Origin of the sequence: Streptomyces sp. NPDC006512 (assembly GCF_040611935.1) — a bacterium.
Lineage (GTDB): Bacteria > Actinomycetota > Actinomycetes > Streptomycetales > Streptomycetaceae > Streptomyces.
Window position 1 is genome coordinate 144075 of the sequence record NZ_JBEXPG010000009.1, and the last position, 17504, is coordinate 161578.

A 17504-nucleotide genomic window follows, 5' to 3' on the forward strand; every position below is an offset into this window, starting at 1 on the left:
CTCGCTCGAACAGGGCCGCTCACCCGTGCGGGGGATTGTCGGCCGCGCGCGGGCAGCGGCCCGGTGACGCCGCGGGCCCCGCGGATCCGTTGGGGATCCGCGGGGCCGACGTCCTCGCCCGGCCCGGCCGGGTCAGACGAGCAGTTCGCCGTCCGGGTAGCCGTTGCCGATCTGGGTGCGCGGGGCGTAGGAGCCGGCGCCGTCGCCCTGGTAGAACCAGAGGCCGCCGTTCGCGTCACGGCCGACGAGGTCCGCCCGGCCGTTGCCGTCGAGGTCGCCCGGCGACGTGAGCGCGGTGTACGTCTGCCAGCCCGTGCCGATCTGGGTGCGCGGGGCGTAGGAGCCGGCGCCGTCGCCCCGGTACAGCCACAGGACACCGGCGGTGTCGCGGGCGATCAGGTCGGCCTTGCCGTCGCCCGAGAAGTCGCCGGGCGCGATCAGCTGGTCGTACGTCTGCCAGCCGGTGCCGATCGGGGTGCGGGCGGCGTACGAGCCGTTGCCGTTGCCCTTGTGCAGCCAGAGGACACCGGCGGTGTCGCGGGTGATCAGGTCGGCCTTGCCGTCGCCCGAGAAGTCGCCGGGCGCGATCAGCTCGTCGTACGCCTGCCAGCCGGTGCCGGCCTGTGTGCGGGTTCCGCCGGAGTACGTACCCGTGACCGGGTCGGCGGGGTAGCGCCACAGGGCGCCGGCCGTGTCGACGGCGAGGAGGGCGGAGCCGTCGCGGACGACGTGCGTCATGCCGCTCCACCCGGTGCCGACCTTGCAGGCCCCGGCGACGCCGCCGTCCGGGCGGCCGGCGTAGGCGAACAGGGCGCCCTTGGCGTCGCGGCGCAGGACGGAGCCCGCGCCCGCGGCGGCGGGCCCGCAGTCCGACCAGTACGCGCCCGCCCGCAGCGGCTTGTGGTCGGAGACCAGGCCGTCCAGGGGCAGCACGTCCGCCTTGGCGTTCTTGAAGTGGCGGCTGGACAGGAACACGTAGTCGATCTTCGTGGTGTTGAAGGTCGGCTCGCCGCTGCGGCAGCGGGGGCGGCCGTCGCCGCAGGGGTCGGAGGCGAAGTGGTCGCGGTCCGTCTCGTCGGCCTCGCTGAAGGTGCCCCAACCGCCGTCGCCGACGCCCGGACCGTAGAAGTACGAGGCCGCCTTGGAACGGGGAGCGGCGTTGAAGTCGCCGCCGAGGACCACCGGGACGCCGGCGTCCTGCCACTGCTTGGCCTGCGCGGCGAGCTTGACGGCCTCCTGCTCGCGCAGTCCGGCGTCGCTCCAGTAAAGGTGGACGGAGCAGGCCCAGTTGGCGCGGCTCTGGGTGTACGTCTTCACGCACGGGACGGTGATGGGTTCGCTCTCCCCGCCCACGGTCAGGTCGAGGACTTTCGTCTCGGACAGCGGGCCCTTGACGAGGACCGCGTTCCCGTAGTCGGCGCCGCCGCACACCGCGGGGTTGCCACCGGACAGGGCGGTCGCGAAGAAGCCTTGGAAACCGGCCGACTGCAGACGCGTACGGATCGCGTCGAACTGGGGCCGGCACACCTCCTGGAGGTGCAGCTGGTCGGCGTTCCAGCTGGAACCGGTCGCCTCGGCCACGACCGAGTCGATGCGGCGCTCGTTGTCGTAGCCCTTGGATTCGGAACAGTTGTTGCCGCATATGTTGTAGCTGAGGAACCGCACGGGCGGGGCGTCCGCCCCGGCCACGCTGTCGGCCTGCGCGGCCGGGGCGAGGGCCAGGGCGCTGAGGACGCCGCCGAGCAGGGCGGCAGCGGCCGTGCCGAGGGTTTTGCGCACGATCACGAGGTGCTCCTGAACTGGGTGAGAGGGGCTGAAGGTTGCGGTACGGGGCGAAGGGGAGAGGTGCTCACCAGGCCGTTCCGATCTGGACGCGGGCCGAACCGCCCGCGAAGGCGGGGCCGGAGTAGCGGAAGAGCTTGCCGGTGGCGGTCTCGGAGGCCAGGAGGTCCGGGACGCCGTCGCCGGTGACGTCGCCGATGCCGGTGATGTTGGTCATCGCGTCCCAGTTGGTGCCGATCTGCACCTTGGTGCCGCCGTTGTAGTTCGGCCCGGAGTAGCGGTAGAGGTTGCCGTTGTCGGCGTCGACGGCGAGGACGTCGGTCACCCCGTCTCCGGTGAGGTCGCCGGCGGCGACGATGTCGCGCATGCCGTTCCAGCCGTTGCCGATCTTCATGCGGCTTCCGCCGGTGTAGGAGGGGCCGGAGTAGCGGTACAGGTCGCCGGTGGTCTTCTCGACCGCGATCAGGTCGGGCTTCCCGTCTCCCGTCAGGTCGCCGACGCCGGTGATGTTGGTCATCGCGTCCCAGTTGGTGCCGACCTGGACCTTGCCGCCGCCCTTGAAGTCGGGGCCGGAGTAGCGGTAGAGGTTGCCGTTGTCGGCGTCGACGGCAAGGACGTCGGTCACCCCGTCGCCCGTGAGGTCGCCGACGCCGACGATGCCGCTCATCGCGTTCCAGCCGTAGCCGACCTTGACCCGCGAACCGCCCCCGTACGACGGGCCGGAGTAGCGGTACAGGTCACCGGACTTGACCTCGACGGCGATCATGTCGGTCACGCCGTCGCCCGTGAGGTCGCCGACCGGCGTCAGGTGGGTCATCTTCGACTGCGGGGCGGGCGGTTCGGCCGGGTACGGGTCGGCGGGATCGGCGCCCAGACCCGCCGCCGGGCCGCAGGTCGGCCAGGCGCCCTGGCCCTGCGTGGCCAGGACCTTCTCGGCGATCCGTATCTGCTGTTCCTTGGTCGCCTGGTGCGGGTACTGCGCGTACTGCCGTCCGCCGAAGGCGTCCCAGGTCGACTTCAGGAACTGCAGGCCGCCGTAGTAGCTGTGACCCGCCTTGTAGTAGCTCCAGTTGCCACTGGACTCGCACTGGGCGACCTTGTCCCAGGTGGTGACGGACGCGGCGCCGGCCGACGGCGCGCCCGGGGCCAGCAGGGTCAGGGCGGCGAGCGGGGCGGCGACGAGGGCCGCCCGGGAGAGCGTGGTGCGCGGACGCGAAGGCATGCCGGTTCCTCGGTGAGGTGGTGAGGTGGTGAGTCGGTGAGAGGGAAGGGAGATCGGTGAAGCGGTGAGGGGGAGGCCGGTCCCGCGGCCGGTACCGGTCGCCTTGCCCGGCTGGCCGGCTACCAGTTGGTGCCGATCTCGACGGCGCTGCCGCCGTTGAAGGACGGTCCGGAGTAGCGGTACAGCTTCTGCGTCGCCGCCTTCACGGCGAGCAGGTCCGGGACGCCGTCTCCCGTCAGGTCCCCGACACCGGTGATGTTGGTCATCGAGTCCCAGTTGGTGCCGATCTGCACCTTGGTGCCGCCGTTGTAGTTCGGCCCGGAGTAGCGGTACAGGTTCCCGGTCTCGGTCTCCACGGCGATGATCTCGGCCACGCCGTCACCGGTCAGGTCGCCGACGCCCACGATCGTGGAGTAGATGTTCCAGCCGTTGCCGATCTTCATGCGGCTTCCGCCGGTGTAGGAGGGGCCGGAGTAGCGGTACAGGTCGCCGGTGCTCTTCTCGACCGCGATCAGGTCGGGATGGCCGTCTCCCGTCAGGTCGCCGACACCGGTGATGTTGGTCATCGAGTCCCAGTTGGTGCCGATCTGCACCTTGGTGCCGCCGTTGTAGTTCGGCCCGGAGTAGCGGTACAGGTTCCCGTTGGTCGCGTCGACGGCGAGGATGTCCGCCACGCCGTCGCCGGTCAGGTCCCCGGCGCCGACGATGTCGCTGATCGAGCCCCAGCCGTACCCGATCTTCACCCGGCCCGAGCCGCCGGTGTAGGACGGGCCCGAGTACCGGTAGAGGTCGCCGCTCGCGGTCTCGACGGCCACGATGTCGTTCACCCCGTCACCGGTGAGGTCGCCGACCGCGGTGACGTTCGTCATCCCCTTGTCGGGCACGGTCACCGGGCTGTCGGCGACCTTGTTGTACCGGTAGGGCAGGAACCCCTTCGACGTGATGTAGCTGCGGGTGTAGGTGCTGCGCCGGGCGTCCGTGCCCGGGCGGGCGTGCTCGATGATGTTGGCGACCGTGTGGCTGGAGTCGGTCCAGCCGGCGAACAGCACCACGTGCGTGTTGATGTCGTTCAGCGCGTCGCCCGGCTGGAGGTCGTCGAGGCTGCCGAGCTTCGTGGAGTAGTTCGGCAGGGTCCAGGTGGTCGCGCTGGCCGGCAGGTGCCAGGCCATGGACACGAGTCCGGAGCAGTCCGTGCGGTACAGCCGGCCCTGCGGGTCGCGGTACGAGGCCCGCTGGCTGTACGGAACGCCCTGGTCGACCCAGTACTGCGCCCGGTCGATCATCTCGGCGCGGGCGATGGAGCCGCCGACGGAGGAGGTGGCCGTGGTCGTCGCGGCGGCCGCTGCGACGGGCGCCGGGGCGGGGGCGGGAGCGGCCTGGCTCGGGGCCGTGACGCCGAGGACGACGGCGGCGAGGGCGGCGACGGTGGCGGAGCGGACTGAAGTGCGCATGCTGAAGTTCCCCGTGTGGGTGAGTGGGTGAGTGGGTGTGGGCGAAATGGGCGGCAGGCGGACCGGGCGGGGCCGTGACGGACCCCGGTGGCGCCTGAGGAGGCCGGGTGCCCGGTGCGGAGGCACGCCGCGGAGCGCGCGGGAGGGCGCGGCGAGGCGGCGCCGGAGCGCGCGGGGCGGGATGAGGGGCGGCCGCGGGGGCCGTGGTCGCTACGCGGGCAGCGAGGCGGTGAAACCGTGGGCGGCGATGGGCTCACGGGCGCGCAGCATCAGGCCCCGCGCACGGTGGAGGGCTGCCTCGTCGGAGGGGGCCGTGAGGAAGAGGACGGCCTCCATCCCGTACGGGGCGGGCCGGATGACGATGTGCTGGATCCCGTCGCCCGGCGCGGAGTGCGCCCAGAGGAGGTCGTGGATCAGGTGGGTGCCCGGGACGGTCGTCGCGGTGTCGGGTGCGCCCCTCAGGAGGGCGTGGACGATGCGCATGGTGCGTACGGATCGGGTGGCGCGGCCGGCGGGGTCAGTCCCAGCCGATGATGTCGGCCGGCTGCGCGTCCCACCCGATGACCGGGGCCGGGCCCTGGGCGATGGCGGTGCCGCCGGGGTGTACGTCCCACCCGATGCCGGATTCGGCGGCGAGGGAGCCCACGGCGAGGGCGAGAGCGGCGGCGACGACAACGCGGCGGATGGGCGTGGACATGACATGTTCCTTCCGGTGGGGCACCGCGGGGTGCCGGGGTGGGTGGGCCGTACCGCCGAGCGGGCCGGTGCCGGCTGCCTCTCGGCGCCGCGTCCCTCTCGGTGGTCACCATCCTGTGCCACCCCGGGCGCGGACTGAAGGGTTCGGCCCCGTCACGAAGGTGCCTGACACCAAGGTGACACCGGCCGCACCAACACCATTCCCGGGTGCGGACGTTGCCCGGGTCAGGCGGGCCCGGCCCCGGAACCCTGAACGCGCGTCACCGCACCGCGCCGGAAGGAACGGCGGTAGGCGGCGGGCGTGGTGTGCACGGCGGGCCTGAAGGCGGCCCTCCGCGGCCGGATCTGACCACCCGGCCCCCCCCGCCGCCCGGTCACGTCGTGGCGCAGGCCGGCAGTCCGCGGCCGCCGGACGGGTCCCTCCGGCCGGTCGCCCGGCGATGGGCCGAGCGGATGAGGACGGATACCAGGGCAGCCAGGTCTTCCGCGCCGGCGGCGTCGTCCGCGTAACGCGTGGTCTGCAAAGGGCCCACCTGATCCAGCCGGACCCCCTCCAGCTCCAGGACGTAGGCGAGGACGAGGATGGCCAGGCGGGCGTTGCCGTCCGGGAAGGGGTGGAAGAAGGCCACGTCCAGGTAGGCCCTGGCCGCCCGGGAGGCCAGGGGGACTCGCGGGTCGGCGCTCTCGCGCAGACAGTGCTCGAAGTCCCGCCGGGTGTGCGGTGTGAGGGCGTAGCGTTCCCGGCCACCCTTGGCGAAGGCATCGCCCCGCCGGAACGCAACCTCAGGCACGCCGAGGACGAGCCGCTGCCATTCAGCCAGGAGCGCGCAGGTGAGGGGGCGCTCACGGGAAGCGTCCGCACGCGACTGAGCCAGTGCCGCGAGCAGTCGGTCGCCTCGCGCCGGATCCGAGTACCGGCCTCCCGCATCGCACCAGACGCCGAAGCCGTCCATGGCCGCCTCGACAGGGGCCGGTGTCTCACCGACCGCGGAAGCCCAGTCGATCCGCTTCCTGATCTGGCACCAGGCGGCCAAGGCGTCAGCGGTCACGGTACGGCTGCTCCCCGGTCAGGCCTACGGCAAGGTCTTCTCCCACGGCGTCGACCAAGGTCCGCGACGGCGTGGTCCAGCTCTTGAACCGTCCGCCGACCGCGGCGTCGACCGCTTCCTTCGCGCTCTCCGGCCCCATGCCCGTGGACGTGAGGAACCACGTCAGCACCGTGCGGCAGAGCCCGTACCAGCCGCATTCGGCACCCGTGCGGTCCACGACCACCGTCACGAGTCGGGTAGCGGCCCGTTCCAGGTGCCAGCTGCGCTCCTCGGCATCCGCCCCGGCGGGCGGCGCCAACTGCGCGAACCGCTCGGCCAGCTCCTCCAGCCAGTCGCGCCACTCCAGCAGTGAGGCGACCACCTTGGCGGCCGTCGCGGCGGACTCGCCCACGGAGTGGGAGGTGCAGCACCAGCTGGTGACGACGCCACCGCCACCGCCCTCGCCGACCGCCCAGTCCCATCCGCAGGCCCATCGGCCGTATCGCGCCGCCAGGAACGCCGTCACCTCGGTGGTGAAGCGATGTCCGTCCTCCCACCCGGCACCGGCGGCGGGAACCATCGAGGCGATCACCGCGGCGACGTGCGAGCCCTCCTCGTCGTCCCAGTCGAAGGCGATCAGGTCGGGATCGACGGCGGACCACGGCAGCCAGGCCGGAGCGAGCTCGTAGTTGACGGCCGTGACGTTCCTCCAGAATCAGGCAGGGGCAGGACAACTGGGCGATCGTGCCAAAGGCTCACGGCTTTGTCACATGAGTTTGCGCCGACGCCACTCCCGGGGTCGGCGAAGGAAAGGGGCAGGCATGGCAGGCCGAGTGAAGGTGTCGTTGGCCGAGGCGTATCCGGAGGTCGCCGCGACGTGGCACCCGACCCGCAACCGGCCCGTGACTCCCGATCAGATCGGGACGGGCGGCGGCATGATGTGGTGGTCGTGCCCGGCCGGGCACGAATGGGAAGAGACCGTGGTCAGCCGCAGGTCCCTGCCCAAGTGGAAGCGAGGGGACATCGCCGCCTGCCGGGAGTGCTCCGGCACGGCTCCCTTCGTGCGGACGTTTCCGGGGTGCGGGTGCACGAAGAAGGTGCGCCCCGGGACCAGGGAAGCCGAGCACGGCCGGTGCCATGCCTGCCGGACCCGGGACTTCGAGACGAACGCACCGCGCGTCAAGGAGGAACTGTCGAAGGCGGCGAAGGCGGCGGCAGGGCGTGCGGGCCGGCTGCTGGACACGGTGGCGATACCGGATGACGTGCCGGCCCCCTTGCTGCTGGAGTGGCGCTGGTGGGCGTCCAAACACCTCCAGGGCGCCATCGCCGCCGAACAGGTCCTGGAGCGGACGGGAAAGGTCGAGGCGGCACTGGCCCGCGCCGCTCACATGGCGCCGCGGTTGACACCGACTCCGGGCGACATCGCTGCCGCGGCGGCCCGCGACGGGGTTCTGCGCCTTCTCGAAGCCGCCCACTGGGCCGAGGGCTGGGGCCATGCCCTGTCGGGCGAGGACGCCCGCCCCGTGGACCCCGGCTTCCCGGCGGACATCGCCGCCGAGCTCTCCGCGTGGTTGTCCGACTGGGCCGAGGGCGTACGGGAAGACCGGACGGCCGGGCGCCCGGTACCGAGCGGCACGGCCGGGGTCACCCGTGCGCTGACGGGTGTGATCCAGGAATTCCTGCGGGCCGCGGTCGAACCGCACGGCCGGGTGTACCGGGAACTGAGACTGCCCGTCCTCCCGGACGGCGCCGTCCGCTACGGACGCGTGGACGTCGCCGCATGGTCGCCGACCCTCCTCCCCGACTTCGTGGTGGAGATCGACTCCGCTCCCAACCCGTCGTCCGTGCGGAAGCTGGAGTTCGTCCGGGACGCCGGAGCGGTGCCGCTGTGGGTCCGCTTCGGAGCCGGACCGGTCGAGGACATCACCGGAGTGGGCATCGTGGACGCCCGGGACCTGGTCCGCACCGCCCTGGCATCCGACGTGCCGTGACGCCATCGCGGTCGGCGTCACGACACATTGGGCGCACCCTCCCGGGCGGGATCCTCGGCTGCCGTGTGATCCGGACCCTCGGCCGGGGCGGCGGCGGCACGCAGCGCCGCTTCGACCCGGCGGTTGCTAGTCATGGACGCCGTGACGGCCGTCATCGTCAGGAGCAGGCCGGCGGCAGCGTAGAGCGGGGTGCGTACGTCGTACGCGGTGGCCAGCCAGCCGCCCAGGAAGGCGCCGAACGGGGCGGCGCACATGGAGAGCATGCGGGAGGTGGAGGCGACCCGGCCCATGAGGTGGGCCGGGACGATCGCCTGGCGGAGGGAGGGCCCCAGCACCATCGTGGTGCCCATGCCCGCCCCGCAGACGGCGAGCGCGAGCCCGGCCACGTACGGATTCGGGGCGGCGGCGAGCCCCAGGATGGCGACTCCCTCGACCACGGTCGTGCAGGTCAGCGCGGTGCCGGTGCCGAGCCGCCGGCCGACGAAGGAGGCGATGCCCGCGCCGAGCAGACCGCCCGTGGCCTCCGCCGTGAGGAGCAGGCCGTAGCCGAAGGTTCCGATGCCGAGACGGTCGTGCGTGAAGAGGGCGAGTACGGTCTCCACGGCGAGGAAGGCGATGTTCCCGATCGCCGGACGGAGCGCGAGCCCGAGCAGCAACCGGTCACGGAACACGTACGCGGCCCCGGCCCGCGCCTGCCGGAGCAGCGACTCCCGGACCTCCGGAACGGGCCGGGGCAGGGCCGGCAGCGACCGGACGAGCAGTGCGGAGATCATGAACGACACCGCGTCGGCGAGCAGCGGAACCGACCGCCCCAGTACGAGCAGGGCACTGCCCGCGGGTGGCCCCGCGAAGCCGGACATGGCGGTCTGGGCGCCGCGCAAGCGGGAGTTGGCGCGCTCCAGGAGCGCGGGGTCGCGGCCGAGCAGATCCGGCAGATAGGCCGTGGCGGCCGTGTCGAAGAAGAGTCCGCCCAGGCCGAGCACGAAGGCGACGGCCGCCAGCAGCGGAATGCTCAGCACGTCGAGCGCGGCCGCTGCCGCCGGTATCGCGAGCAGCACCGCACGCGCCACGTCCGCGACCCACATCGTGCGCCGATGGTCCCAGCGGTCCACCAGCGCACCGCCGAGCACCCCGAAGAGCAGCCACGGCAGCGTTCCGGCAGCGGTGACGACGGCGAGCGCCATCGGATCCCGCGTCAGCGTCAACGCGATCAGCGGCAGCGCGGCGTGCGACACCCCGTCACCGAGCGAGGACACCGTCTGCGCGGTCCACAGCCGTCCGAACCCGGTCGGCAGCTTCCGAACGTCTGAGGTCACTTGGCGTCCCCTTCGGCCTGCTCGCCCGCTGCCGGAACAGTGCGAAGACGAGTGAGGCGTCCGGCAACGACGGATCGGACAGTTCCCGGTACTCGTCCGCCAGCGCCTGCAGCCGCGCCCCCAGCTCCGCGAACTGCGCCTCGGTGAGCCGCAGGTGCGCCATCCGTACGTGCCGCTCGCCATCCGGGGGCGCCGCCTCCAGGTCCGCCACCGCATGCCGCATCAGCACATCGGGGCCGCCCTCGCCCGGATCCGGCAGCACGATCGACCGCGCGGCCATCGCGTAGTACCGCTCGGTGACACCCCGCACCTTCCGCGTCCGTACCACCTTCACCAGGCCGGCCCGCTCCAGCAGCCGTACGTGATAGCTGGAACTCCCCTTCGCGAGCCCCACCCGCTCGGCGATCTGCGTGATCGTCGCGGGCTCGAAGCGGAGCACGGCCATGATCCGGTGGCGCGTGAGGTTGGAGACGGCGCGCAGCTGCTCGTCAGTGGTGACGTGAAACGTCTCGGGAAGATCATCCGTAGGCATGCGAGCAATGGTCAACGACTCTTGACCATTAGGCAAGGGAATTGCGGGGTTACGGGTTCCGTACGGGCACCGTGACCCCGTGGGCCGCGTACGCCTCGATGTGGGAGAGGTACTGCTCGGCGGTCAGGGTGTCGCGCTTCCAGATCGCCTGCGCGGTGTGTGTCGTGCGGGAGATGGCTGAGCGCAGCCCTCCGGGGCGTCCGGCGCGCAACTCCCCGGCACGCGGGGCGAAGGCGTCACGCACCTGCTTGTTCAGCGCGCTGAACTGAGACGCGGAGAGCGCCGGCACGGCGGTGTTCCAGCAGGCGTCCGACGCCGCGGCCACGGCAGCGGCGTACCGGATCTCGTCCAGCACCGCCGACGTCAGCCGTGACGCCTGGGTGACGAAGACCGCCACCTCGGGAGGAACAGTGGACATACGGGCTTCCTCAAAGGGAGTTGAGCAGGCGGCCGCCCGGCCGGCCGGCCAGCCGCCGGCCAGCCGCCGGCACCACGCTACCCGGCGGCCTCGTCCGAGCCGGACTGTCGAGCCTGCACACCCGAGGGCTCCCGAGCGCCGGCCTCCACCCCTACCATCACGCACATGTCGATCACTTCACCCACACCCGTTCTCCACGCCGACAAGGAAACCGTCGTGTTCGTCGAGAACGACGCGCTGCTCGTGCGCCGTCCGCACGAGCAGACGCACATCCCGCTGAAGGCCATCAGTCGTGTACGCGCCGAGGGGCAGTCCGTCACGATCGAGCTGACAGCCGCGCCGACCACGGACAAGACGCACGTCCACCGGGTCTGGGACGTGGCCGACACCGCCGCAGCCGTCGCCTTCGCCGACGCCGTGAACGCGGCTCTGCCGGAGCGCACCGAGGAGACGGAGACGATCGACGGCGCGGACCTCGTCTCGGGCGAGCGCCTGTACCAGCCGAGCTACCGGAACTGGCTTCGCGCGATGAAGCGCGGCGCGCTCGTCGCGACCCTGGTGGCCATCGGCTCATGCGTGCTCGTGGGCTTCACGCCAAGCCCTGCCGCCATGGTCTTGATCATCCCGTTCAGCTTCTTCGGGATACTGATCCTCACGCTCGGCGCGTTCCTCGCCTACGCACCGGTCGAGGAACGCTATTTGCGGAAGCACGGAGTCCGGACGGCCGCCATCCGGCTCCGGGACGAGCCCGGCCGGTACGCCTACACGGACCCGGGCGGTGTGGTCCGCACCGTGCGGCACTCCATCCCGACCTGGAGCATCGAGGCGGCGTACGACCCGCGCGACCCCGGCCGTGTCCTTCCGCTGCGGTCGCGGGGCCAGCGGATCCGGGCCGCCGTTCTGGTTGTTCTCATCCTCGCCATCGGCCTCGTCTTCGTCGGCGGGGCCGTCACGGTGGTGGTCGGCGCCTTCCTCGGCAAGTTCGACAGCCTGACCTGAGTCGTACCACGGTGACGGTGTCACCTGTGGGGACAGGCTGTCGGCCACCGCGCTCACGAGCGCGGTGGCCGGGAGGTGCCGGTGCCCGCCTCACCCCTTACCCGAGGGCCGCGCCGCCCGTACGGGCCGCGACACCCGTTGGGCGGTGAACCGCACCGTCCGGGCCCGCTGGGCCGCGGGGGTCAGGGGGTCAGGCGCTGGCGAGGCTGATCTGGTCGTTGAAGACCGCCCAGTTCTGCCCGGGGTCGGCGGAGTCGCAGGCCTTGGTCGAGATGTTCGGGGTTCCCCAGGTGTTGGCGAGGCAGTAGGCCGGAGCGAAGGTGAGGGCGATGTGCTGCCCGGTGACGGTCCAGTACTGGCCCTGGTCCTTGGGGTCGCAGGGCTTGGTGGAGATGTTCGGGGTCCCCCAGGTGTTCGCGAGACAGTAGCCCCGCGCGTAGGTGAGGGAGATCTGCTGGCCCGAGACGGTCCAGTGCTGGCCCCGGTCGGCGGTGTCGCACGGCTTCGTGGAGATGTTCGGGGTGTCCCACGCGTTGGCGAGGCAGTAGATGCCGGGAGCGCGCAGTGCGGGGGCGGCGGTGCTCGCGGCCTCCGCTCCGACAGCCGGCAGGAGGGAAGCCGTCAGGGACAGCGCGGCGATGGCGAGCGTCTTGCGGAGTGCGATTGCCATGGGGGAGTCCGTTCTCGCTGAAGGGTGTGTGATGCGCGCACGACCGCGAAGTGCCTGGTGGACGCGGGTCCGGGCGCAGGGCAATTGGTAGCACCGGACGGTGGTTGGCCAACGGTTTCTGCTCGGCACGTTCATTCGAATGCGCAGAAACGAGTGATGATCGGACACGTGCCGGACCGCGAGGTGTCCGTGGCGCAGCAGAACCGTCCTCCGGCCCCGACGGCCCCGTTCAGACGGTGGAACTTTGGCGGGCACCGGGCCGGCCGGACTTCGGCCCGTCCGGATTCCGTCGCGTGAACCGCTGACCGCTGGTCAACGACCGCTCTCGCCACGGCTGTTCGACGGGCGCGCCGCCAAGTACTCCGGCTCGACACCCGAGTCGGACTGCGCCTCGCGCAGGCGGTCCGGCAGGCCGAAGAGCGGGAAGAGGCGGTCGGTGTCACGGTAGGCGGTAATGCCGCTGATCCGGTCGCCGTGGAACTCGACGACTTGGAGCGCCCAGGGCACGTAGCCGGTTCCGCCCGGGTGGGGGCGGTACTGGCCGAAGGCGGGGGAGCCGTTCGCCACGGTCGGGACCAGCCGCGAGCCACGGCAACCGATCGCTGGGCCGGTGAGCCACGCGTGGATATCGGTGAGACCGCGCATCCACTTCGCGTACGGGGGCAGGCACAGCGTGGCGTCGACGTGGAGGAGCATGTTCAGCTCCTCCACGTCGTAGCGGGAGAAGGCCGCGGCGTACCGCTCGGCCAGCACCCGGCGGACGCTGTCGTGGGAAGGCCGGGCGGCCGGCCCGTCCGTCGCGTGGCGGCGGTCGGCCAGCGTGGTGCGGGCCCGCTGCAGGGAACTGTTGGCTGAGGCGACGGTGCAGCCGTGCAGGTCGGCGACCTCGCGGGCCGAGAAACCCAGAACGTCCCGCAGGATCAGCGTCGCCCGCTGGCGCGGCGGCAGGTGCTGCAGCGCGGCGACGAACGCCAACCGGACCGACTCGCCCACCGTCGCGGCCGCCTCCGGATCACCGCCGGGGCAGGGCTCCACCCACAGGACGGAATCCTGCGGGGGTGCCGGCGGGGTGCCGCCCCCGCTCGGGCCGGACAGGTCCATCGGCAGCGCCCGCCGCCTGCCCGACGCGAGGGCGTCCAGACACACGTTGGTGGCAATGCGGTACACCCACGTCCGCACCGCCGAACGGCCCTCGAAGCGGTCGATGTTCCGCCACGCCCGCACCAGAGCCTCCTGCACGGCATCCTCGGCCTCGGCGTACGACCCCAACATCCGGTAGCAGTACCCGATCAGCTCCCCCCGGTACTCCTCAAGCCCCTCCGCCCCCGAGCCGGACGCCCCGCTTTCCCCCATGCCGCACCCCTTCGACGAGACAGTCCCAGGCCGCTGACCTGGCGCTCCACGGTAAGGGCAGGATCCATGGCCGAAGCAGGGGCCTCCTCCCCGCATCAGGCAAGCGCCTGAGCAGTGCCGGACTCCTTGGCCGGAGCCACGACCTGGGCCCCGTACCAACCATCCGCACACAGGTTTTATGGCATATTTCGGACATCCATCCTGGCGAAAGGCACCTCATGAAGTTCGCGGTCATCGGCGGTACCGGGCTGATCGGGTCGCAGGTCGTCAAGAACCTGAACGCCGCCGGGCACGAGGCGGTACCGCACGCGCAGTCCACCGGAACCGACGTCATCAGCGGCCGGGGGCTGGGCGAGGCGGTGGCGGGGGCCGACGTCGTCGTCAACCTGACGAACTCCCCGACCTTCGACGAAGCCTCCCCGGCCTTCTTCCAGACCTCGATGGACAACCTTCTGGCCGCGGCCCAGAAAGGCGGCGTGGGCCACTTCGTCATTCTCTCGATCGTCGGAGTGGACCAGGTGCCGGAGCTGGACTACTACCGGGCCAAAGTGCTCCAGGAGGACATCCTCGCGGCTGGGCCGGTGCCCTACTCGATCGTCCGTGCGACGCAGTTCATGGAGTTCATGGACGCCGTCCTGTCCTGGACCGCCGACGGCGACACCGTCCGGCTGCCCGCCACGCCGATCCAGCCGATCGCCTCCAAGGACGTGGCCGACGCGGTGGCGGAAGTCGCCGCGGGCGCCCCGCTGGGCGGCATTCGCAACATCGCCGGGCCCGAGGTCTTCTCCCTGGACGAGCTGGGCCGGATCACCCTCGCCCACCAGGGCGACGGCCGCACCGTCGTCACCGACCCCGCCGCCGGCATGTTCGCCGTCGTCAAGGGTGACGTCCTCACCGACCAGGACGCCCACCTCGCCCCCACCCGCTACGCCGACTGGCTCTCCTGAACCGCTCACGGACCCGCGCCGACCTGAGCGCCGAGCAGGCGAGCGGCCGCTCTCGATGTCGATGAGAACGCGGCACGCAAGCTGACGGCCCGCTTCGGCGGTCCGAGCCGCTACCGCTGAAACGCCGCTGACCACACCCGCGGGTGGCCGGTTTCCGGGGAATCCTGCGGAGTCGGCCTTGTGATCGTTAGGGTCATGCCCAGTCCGCGCCGACATGGGTGCGCGGGTCAGGGCCGGAACCCAGAGCGCTCTGGGGCACGACCGGACCGACCATCGGCCCCCGGCATACCGCATCCTGCGGGATGCCGGGGGCCGCGTCCCCGCCCCGAGGGTCGAGCGTGGCCAATGGACCCCTTCGGAAGCCGAGCCCGAGTTCGCCCTCGGCCTGGCCCCTCGCCACCCTCCGAGCCGAGAACGGGCTCCTGGCCTGGCACTCTCCACCCTGCGCTGCCCCGGGCGGACTCTTGCAGTCCACCACGTTCGATTACCTCCTCGCCCACGGCGCAAAAATCTATGCTGGCCGGAGTAGACATTGGGCTGTGGTGTGGCTATGGTTTCTCTCGTAGCCAGAGAGACCGCAAGGCCCGGCAGAGACGAACTGCCAGGCAGCAGTACAGGTAGTTGCAGTTCAGCAGTACGGTGCGGCGGTGGAGTTCCGAAGCCAGGGTTGTCGAAGGACGGCGACGGGACTGACGGTCGGACCGGGTGGCCCGCAGGTTCAGGGGCCGCCATCAGCAGTACCGCAGTTAACGCAGTGGTGAAGTTGGCAGTACCCAGCAGTGAAGTGAGTGAGTGGTACCTCGGTGAAGGCGTCGGCTGCGGGCGCGCGCACCGGGAAGTTCGGCAGTGGGGTTCCAAGCCAGAGCAGACGCAGGATGGGCGACGGGGCTGGCTGCCGGAGCGTGGCGCTTGGACAGGTCACGAGCAGTGCCAGTGGTTGAGTGAAGGATCCCAGAGGGAAGAACGGAGGAGCCGAGCGCCATCAGGATCGCCCGGGCGGAAGTTTTGGGCCCGGGTACCGCAGGACATCGATAGTGAGGTGGTCTCCGGTCAAGCAACCGCGATCCCCGCACCCCGGCCGGCGTATCGGTCGGGCTGGCGGAAACAGAAGGCCGGCGCAGTCTCAGGGCCGGCGGATGGTGTTGTAGTTCCTTCGGGGCCCTGGCGCGATAGGCGCCAGGGCCCCTCGACGCGTTTCCACCAGAGAGGTCTCATGACAGCAGAAACCCCGGCCGGCCCCCTCGGCGGCCACCTGGACGACGAAGACTTCCCCGCCTACACCATGGGCAGGGCCGCCGAAATGCTCGGCACCACCCAGGGCTTCCTTCGCGCCATCGGAGACGCCCGCCTCATCACCCCGCTCCGCTCCGCCGGCGGACACCGCCGCTACTCCCGCTACCAGCTGCGCATCGCCGCCCGCGCCCGCGAACTCGTCGACCAGGGCACCCCTGTCGAGGCCGCCTGCCGCATCATCATCCTCGAAGACCAACTGGAGGAAGCCCAGCGGATCAACGCCGAGTACCGCCGCGCCGCCGCGGAGGCGGATCCCCGGACCGCGGCCTGAGGCGGCACGGACCAGCCACCTCGAACGGACCGTGCGTGTGTGCTGCCCGTACCGCCGCCAGGCGAAGCCGTACCGGTTGCCGGGCCGCCGGCCTCCTTCCGGGTCTGCCAGGCGTAAGCCCGTGATCGCCGGGGCAGGTCTGTGCGCATGCCTGAAGAACCTGCCCACCTCGTCGATGCCATCGAAGTAGCCGTGCGGGACGGGGACGATCACCGGATCGCTCTCCTGCTCGACCGGTTCAGGCACGTGGCTGATCTTTCAGACCTGATTCGGCTGAGGTGCCGGCTTACCGGCGCGACCGGCCGGCCCGACGCATGCCGGGCCTCGCGTGCCGGCGACTGTGCCTCGGATGCCGGAGCGGGTGTGACGTCGGGCGGTGCCGGATCGTTCCAGCAGATGTGAATGTCAGATTCCGCTTGTCGGGGCTCAGCCCCCGTGGTCCGGCCCGCTGCCTGCCCAGCCGGTCTCCGTATCCCGCAAACAGTGCCCGCGTCCCGGTCGTGTGCGGGGAGGCGCCGTGATCGCCCGGTCCTTCTACTGGTGCCGGGCGTGCCGCCAGCCCCTCTACGCGACCAGCTCCCACTGCTTCCCGGCCGACCGGCACTGGGAGATCGACCACCAGCAGCAGTCCGGACACTGCGCCAACAGGCACCTGATGCCCCTGACCGGCACGGCCACCACTCCAGAAGACCTCCCCAACGCCCCACGCGTCCTCCGCGTGTTCGGATCCTGAGCTCACGCGGCCGCAGCTCCCTGCCCCCGGCCGCCCCTACTGACGGGCCGGGAGCGCGGCCGGTTGCGTACGGGCGGCCGGACGGCACCCCTGCGCCTCAAGCTCGCCGGCACCCGCATCTGGATCAGACGCTGACCGAAGAGGCAGGACCTAGGCAGTGTCTTCAAATGATCGTCACTGGTGGATCATGGTGTCGTGATACGTCGCCATGAACTGTCTGATGCCGAGTGGGAGTTCGTCAGGCCGTTGCTGCCCGTGTCGGTGCGGGGGCGGAAGCGGCTGGACGACCGCAGGGTTCTGAACGGGATCGTGTGGAAGTTCCGGACCGGGACGGCCTGGCGGGATGTGCCCGAGCGTTATGGTCCGTGGGCCACGCTGCATACGCGTTTTCGCAGGTGGGCGGCGGACGGGACGTTCGACCGGATGCTGCGGGCCGCCCAGGCGAGGGCGGACGCGGTGGGCGACATCGAGTGGCTGGTGTCCGTCGATTCCACGGTCGTCCGGGCCCACCAGCATGCGGCGGGGGCCCGAAAAGGGGGCTCCGCAACCCGGCCATCGGCCGGTCCAGAGGCGGTCTGACCAGCAAGATTCATCTGGCCTGTGACGGCCGGGGCCGTCCGCTCGCCTTCGTCGTCACGGGCGGTAACACCAACGACTGCACCCGGTTCACTGCCGTGATGGAAGCGGTCCGGGTGCCCCGGATCGGGCCTGGGCGACCCCGCACCCGGCCCGATCACGTCCTGGGTGACAAGGGCTACAGCTCGAAGGCGATCCGCGCCTGGCTCCGCCGCCGGGGCATACC

Annotated in this window: 18 protein-coding genes and 1 pseudogene; 7 read left to right on the top strand and 12 right to left on the bottom strand. The window is 71.4% G+C overall.

Annotated elements, in window-relative coordinates:
- Window positions 1-132: 132 nt before the first annotated feature.
- The 7 genes from ABZZ17_RS09665 to ABZZ17_RS09695 all read right to left on the bottom strand — a co-directional run bounded on the left by ABZZ17_RS09665 (window position 133) and on the right by ABZZ17_RS09695 (window position 6771).
- On the bottom strand, window positions 133-1785 hold the full coding sequence (locus tag ABZZ17_RS09665; RefSeq protein WP_356873866.1) for an FG-GAP-like repeat-containing protein: 1653 nt from the start codon (window positions 1783-1785) through the stop codon (window positions 133-135).
- 64 nt (window positions 1786-1849) lie between these two features.
- Window positions 1850-3004 (bottom strand): transglycosylase family protein, encoded by a 1155-nt coding sequence (locus ABZZ17_RS09670; protein ID WP_356873868.1) that lies wholly within the window; start codon window positions 3002-3004, stop codon window positions 1850-1852.
- A 119-nt stretch (window positions 3005-3123) separates the two neighbouring features.
- A complete protein-coding gene (locus ABZZ17_RS09675; RefSeq protein ID WP_356873870.1) occupies window positions 3124-4455 on the bottom strand; it encodes a VCBS repeat-containing protein in 1332 nt (443 codons plus the stop codon).
- 210 nt (window positions 4456-4665) lie between these two features.
- Window positions 4666-4938, bottom strand: coding sequence for a hypothetical protein (locus ABZZ17_RS09680; RefSeq protein WP_356873872.1), 273 nt, complete (start codon window positions 4936-4938; stop codon window positions 4666-4668).
- Window positions 4939-4972: 34 nt separating this feature from the next.
- Entirely contained in the window at window positions 4973-5152 is a 180-nt protein-coding gene (locus tag ABZZ17_RS09685; protein ID WP_356873874.1) for a hypothetical protein, read from the bottom strand.
- Between the two features lie 373 nt (window positions 5153-5525).
- Window positions 5526-6200 (bottom strand): Fic family protein, encoded by a 675-nt coding sequence (locus ABZZ17_RS09690; RefSeq protein WP_356873876.1) that lies wholly within the window; start codon window positions 6198-6200, stop codon window positions 5526-5528.
- The gene (locus tag ABZZ17_RS09695) at window positions 6190-6771 is read right to left on the bottom strand and encodes a hypothetical protein (RefSeq protein WP_356873878.1); all 582 of its coding nucleotides are present in this window, start codon (window positions 6769-6771) and stop codon (window positions 6190-6192) included. The genes ABZZ17_RS09690 and ABZZ17_RS09695 overlap by 11 nt, the downstream gene beginning before the upstream one ends.
- Before the next feature lie 229 nt (window positions 6772-7000).
- Between ABZZ17_RS09695 and ABZZ17_RS09700 the strand changes: the two genes are divergently transcribed.
- Window positions 7001-8170: a zinc-ribbon domain-containing protein gene (locus ABZZ17_RS09700; RefSeq protein ID WP_356873880.1), complete on the top strand. Its 1170-nt coding sequence runs from the start codon at window positions 7001-7003 to the stop codon at window positions 8168-8170.
- 17 nt (window positions 8171-8187) lie between these two features.
- Here the strand turns inward: ABZZ17_RS09700 and ABZZ17_RS09705 are convergent, their stop codons facing one another.
- From ABZZ17_RS09705 to ABZZ17_RS09715, 3 genes are read right to left on the bottom strand one after another with little or no spacing between them, the layout of a single operon-like run.
- On the bottom strand, window positions 8188-9486 hold the full coding sequence (locus ABZZ17_RS09705; RefSeq protein ID WP_356873882.1) for an MFS transporter: 1299 nt from the start codon (window positions 9484-9486) through the stop codon (window positions 8188-8190).
- Window positions 9410-10018: a winged helix-turn-helix domain-containing protein gene (locus ABZZ17_RS09710; protein WP_356873884.1), complete on the bottom strand. Its 609-nt coding sequence runs from the start codon at window positions 10016-10018 to the stop codon at window positions 9410-9412. Before ABZZ17_RS09710 ends, ABZZ17_RS09705 begins: the two co-directional genes overlap by 77 nt.
- Before the next feature lie 49 nt (window positions 10019-10067).
- Window positions 10068-10436: a hypothetical protein gene (locus ABZZ17_RS09715; protein ID WP_356873886.1), complete on the bottom strand. Its 369-nt coding sequence runs from the start codon at window positions 10434-10436 to the stop codon at window positions 10068-10070.
- A gap of 165 nt (window positions 10437-10601) precedes the next feature.
- Between ABZZ17_RS09715 and ABZZ17_RS09720 the strand changes: the two genes are divergently transcribed.
- On the top strand, window positions 10602-11435 hold the full coding sequence (locus ABZZ17_RS09720) for a hypothetical protein (protein WP_356873888.1): 834 nt from the start codon (window positions 10602-10604) through the stop codon (window positions 11433-11435).
- A 190-nt stretch (window positions 11436-11625) separates the two neighbouring features.
- Here the strand turns inward: ABZZ17_RS09720 and ABZZ17_RS09725 are convergent, their stop codons facing one another.
- Complete coding sequence (locus ABZZ17_RS09725; protein ID WP_356873890.1) at window positions 11626-12105, bottom strand: ricin-type beta-trefoil lectin domain protein; 480 nt, start codon at window positions 12103-12105, stop codon at window positions 11626-11628.
- A gap of 312 nt (window positions 12106-12417) precedes the next feature.
- Window positions 12418-13458, bottom strand: a complete 1041-nt coding sequence (locus ABZZ17_RS09730; RefSeq protein WP_356873892.1) for a sigma-70 family RNA polymerase sigma factor — start codon at window positions 13456-13458, stop codon at window positions 12418-12420.
- Between the two features lie 218 nt (window positions 13459-13676).
- Between ABZZ17_RS09730 and ABZZ17_RS09735 the strand changes: the two genes are divergently transcribed.
- The 5 genes and pseudogenes from ABZZ17_RS09735 to ABZZ17_RS09755 form a co-directional block, all read left to right on the top strand.
- Window positions 13677-14405: an NAD(P)H-binding protein gene (locus ABZZ17_RS09735; RefSeq protein WP_356873894.1), complete on the top strand. Its 729-nt coding sequence runs from the start codon at window positions 13677-13679 to the stop codon at window positions 14403-14405.
- A gap of 1213 nt (window positions 14406-15618) precedes the next feature.
- The gene (locus ABZZ17_RS09740) at window positions 15619-15969 is read left to right on the top strand and encodes a MerR family transcriptional regulator (RefSeq protein WP_356873896.1); all 351 of its coding nucleotides are present in this window, start codon (window positions 15619-15621) and stop codon (window positions 15967-15969) included.
- A 147-nt stretch (window positions 15970-16116) separates the two neighbouring features.
- Window positions 16117-16371 (top strand): hypothetical protein, encoded by a 255-nt coding sequence (locus ABZZ17_RS09745; protein WP_356873898.1) that lies wholly within the window; start codon window positions 16117-16119, stop codon window positions 16369-16371.
- A 115-nt stretch (window positions 16372-16486) separates the two neighbouring features.
- A complete protein-coding gene (locus tag ABZZ17_RS09750) occupies window positions 16487-16702 on the top strand; it encodes a hypothetical protein (RefSeq protein WP_356873900.1) in 216 nt (71 codons plus the stop codon).
- Between the two features lie 195 nt (window positions 16703-16897).
- Window positions 16898-17504: pseudogene (locus ABZZ17_RS09755) on the top strand (IS5 family transposase); the annotation flags it as partial.

What these genes read in the sequence shown, in the direction of transcription:
- ABZZ17_RS09670 (WP_356873868.1), bottom strand. Translation starts at nt 3,004, where the DNA reads ATGCCTTCGCGTCCGCGCACCACGCTCTCCCGGGCGGCCCTCGTCGCC.
- ABZZ17_RS09675 (WP_356873870.1), bottom strand. Translation starts at nt 4,455, where the DNA reads ATGCGCACTTCAGTCCGCTCCGCCACCGTCGCCGCCCTCGCCGCCGTC.
- ABZZ17_RS09680 (WP_356873872.1), bottom strand. Translation starts at nt 4,938, where the DNA reads ATGCGCATCGTCCACGCCCTCCTGAGGGGCGCACCCGACACCGCGACG.
- ABZZ17_RS09685 (WP_356873874.1), bottom strand. Translation starts at nt 5,152, where the DNA reads ATGTCCACGCCCATCCGCCGCGTTGTCGTCGCCGCCGCTCTCGCCCTC.
- ABZZ17_RS09700 (WP_356873880.1), top strand. Translation starts at nt 7,001, where the DNA reads ATGGCAGGCCGAGTGAAGGTGTCGTTGGCCGAGGCGTATCCGGAGGTC.
- ABZZ17_RS09710 (WP_356873884.1), bottom strand. Translation starts at nt 10,018, where the DNA reads ATGCCTACGGATGATCTTCCCGAGACGTTTCACGTCACCACTGACGAG.
- ABZZ17_RS09715 (WP_356873886.1), bottom strand. Translation starts at nt 10,436, where the DNA reads ATGTCCACTGTTCCTCCCGAGGTGGCGGTCTTCGTCACCCAGGCGTCA.
- ABZZ17_RS09720 (WP_356873888.1), top strand. Translation starts at nt 10,602, where the DNA reads ATGTCGATCACTTCACCCACACCCGTTCTCCACGCCGACAAGGAAACC.
- ABZZ17_RS09725 (WP_356873890.1), bottom strand. Translation starts at nt 12,105, where the DNA reads ATGGCAATCGCACTCCGCAAGACGCTCGCCATCGCCGCGCTGTCCCTG.
- ABZZ17_RS09730 (WP_356873892.1), bottom strand. Translation starts at nt 13,458, where the DNA reads ATGGGGGAAAGCGGGGCGTCCGGCTCGGGGGCGGAGGGGCTTGAGGAG.
- ABZZ17_RS09735 (WP_356873894.1), top strand. Translation starts at nt 13,677, where the DNA reads ATGAAGTTCGCGGTCATCGGCGGTACCGGGCTGATCGGGTCGCAGGTC.
- ABZZ17_RS09740 (WP_356873896.1), top strand. Translation starts at nt 15,619, where the DNA reads ATGACAGCAGAAACCCCGGCCGGCCCCCTCGGCGGCCACCTGGACGAC.
- ABZZ17_RS09745 (WP_356873898.1), top strand. Translation starts at nt 16,117, where the DNA reads ATGCCTGAAGAACCTGCCCACCTCGTCGATGCCATCGAAGTAGCCGTG.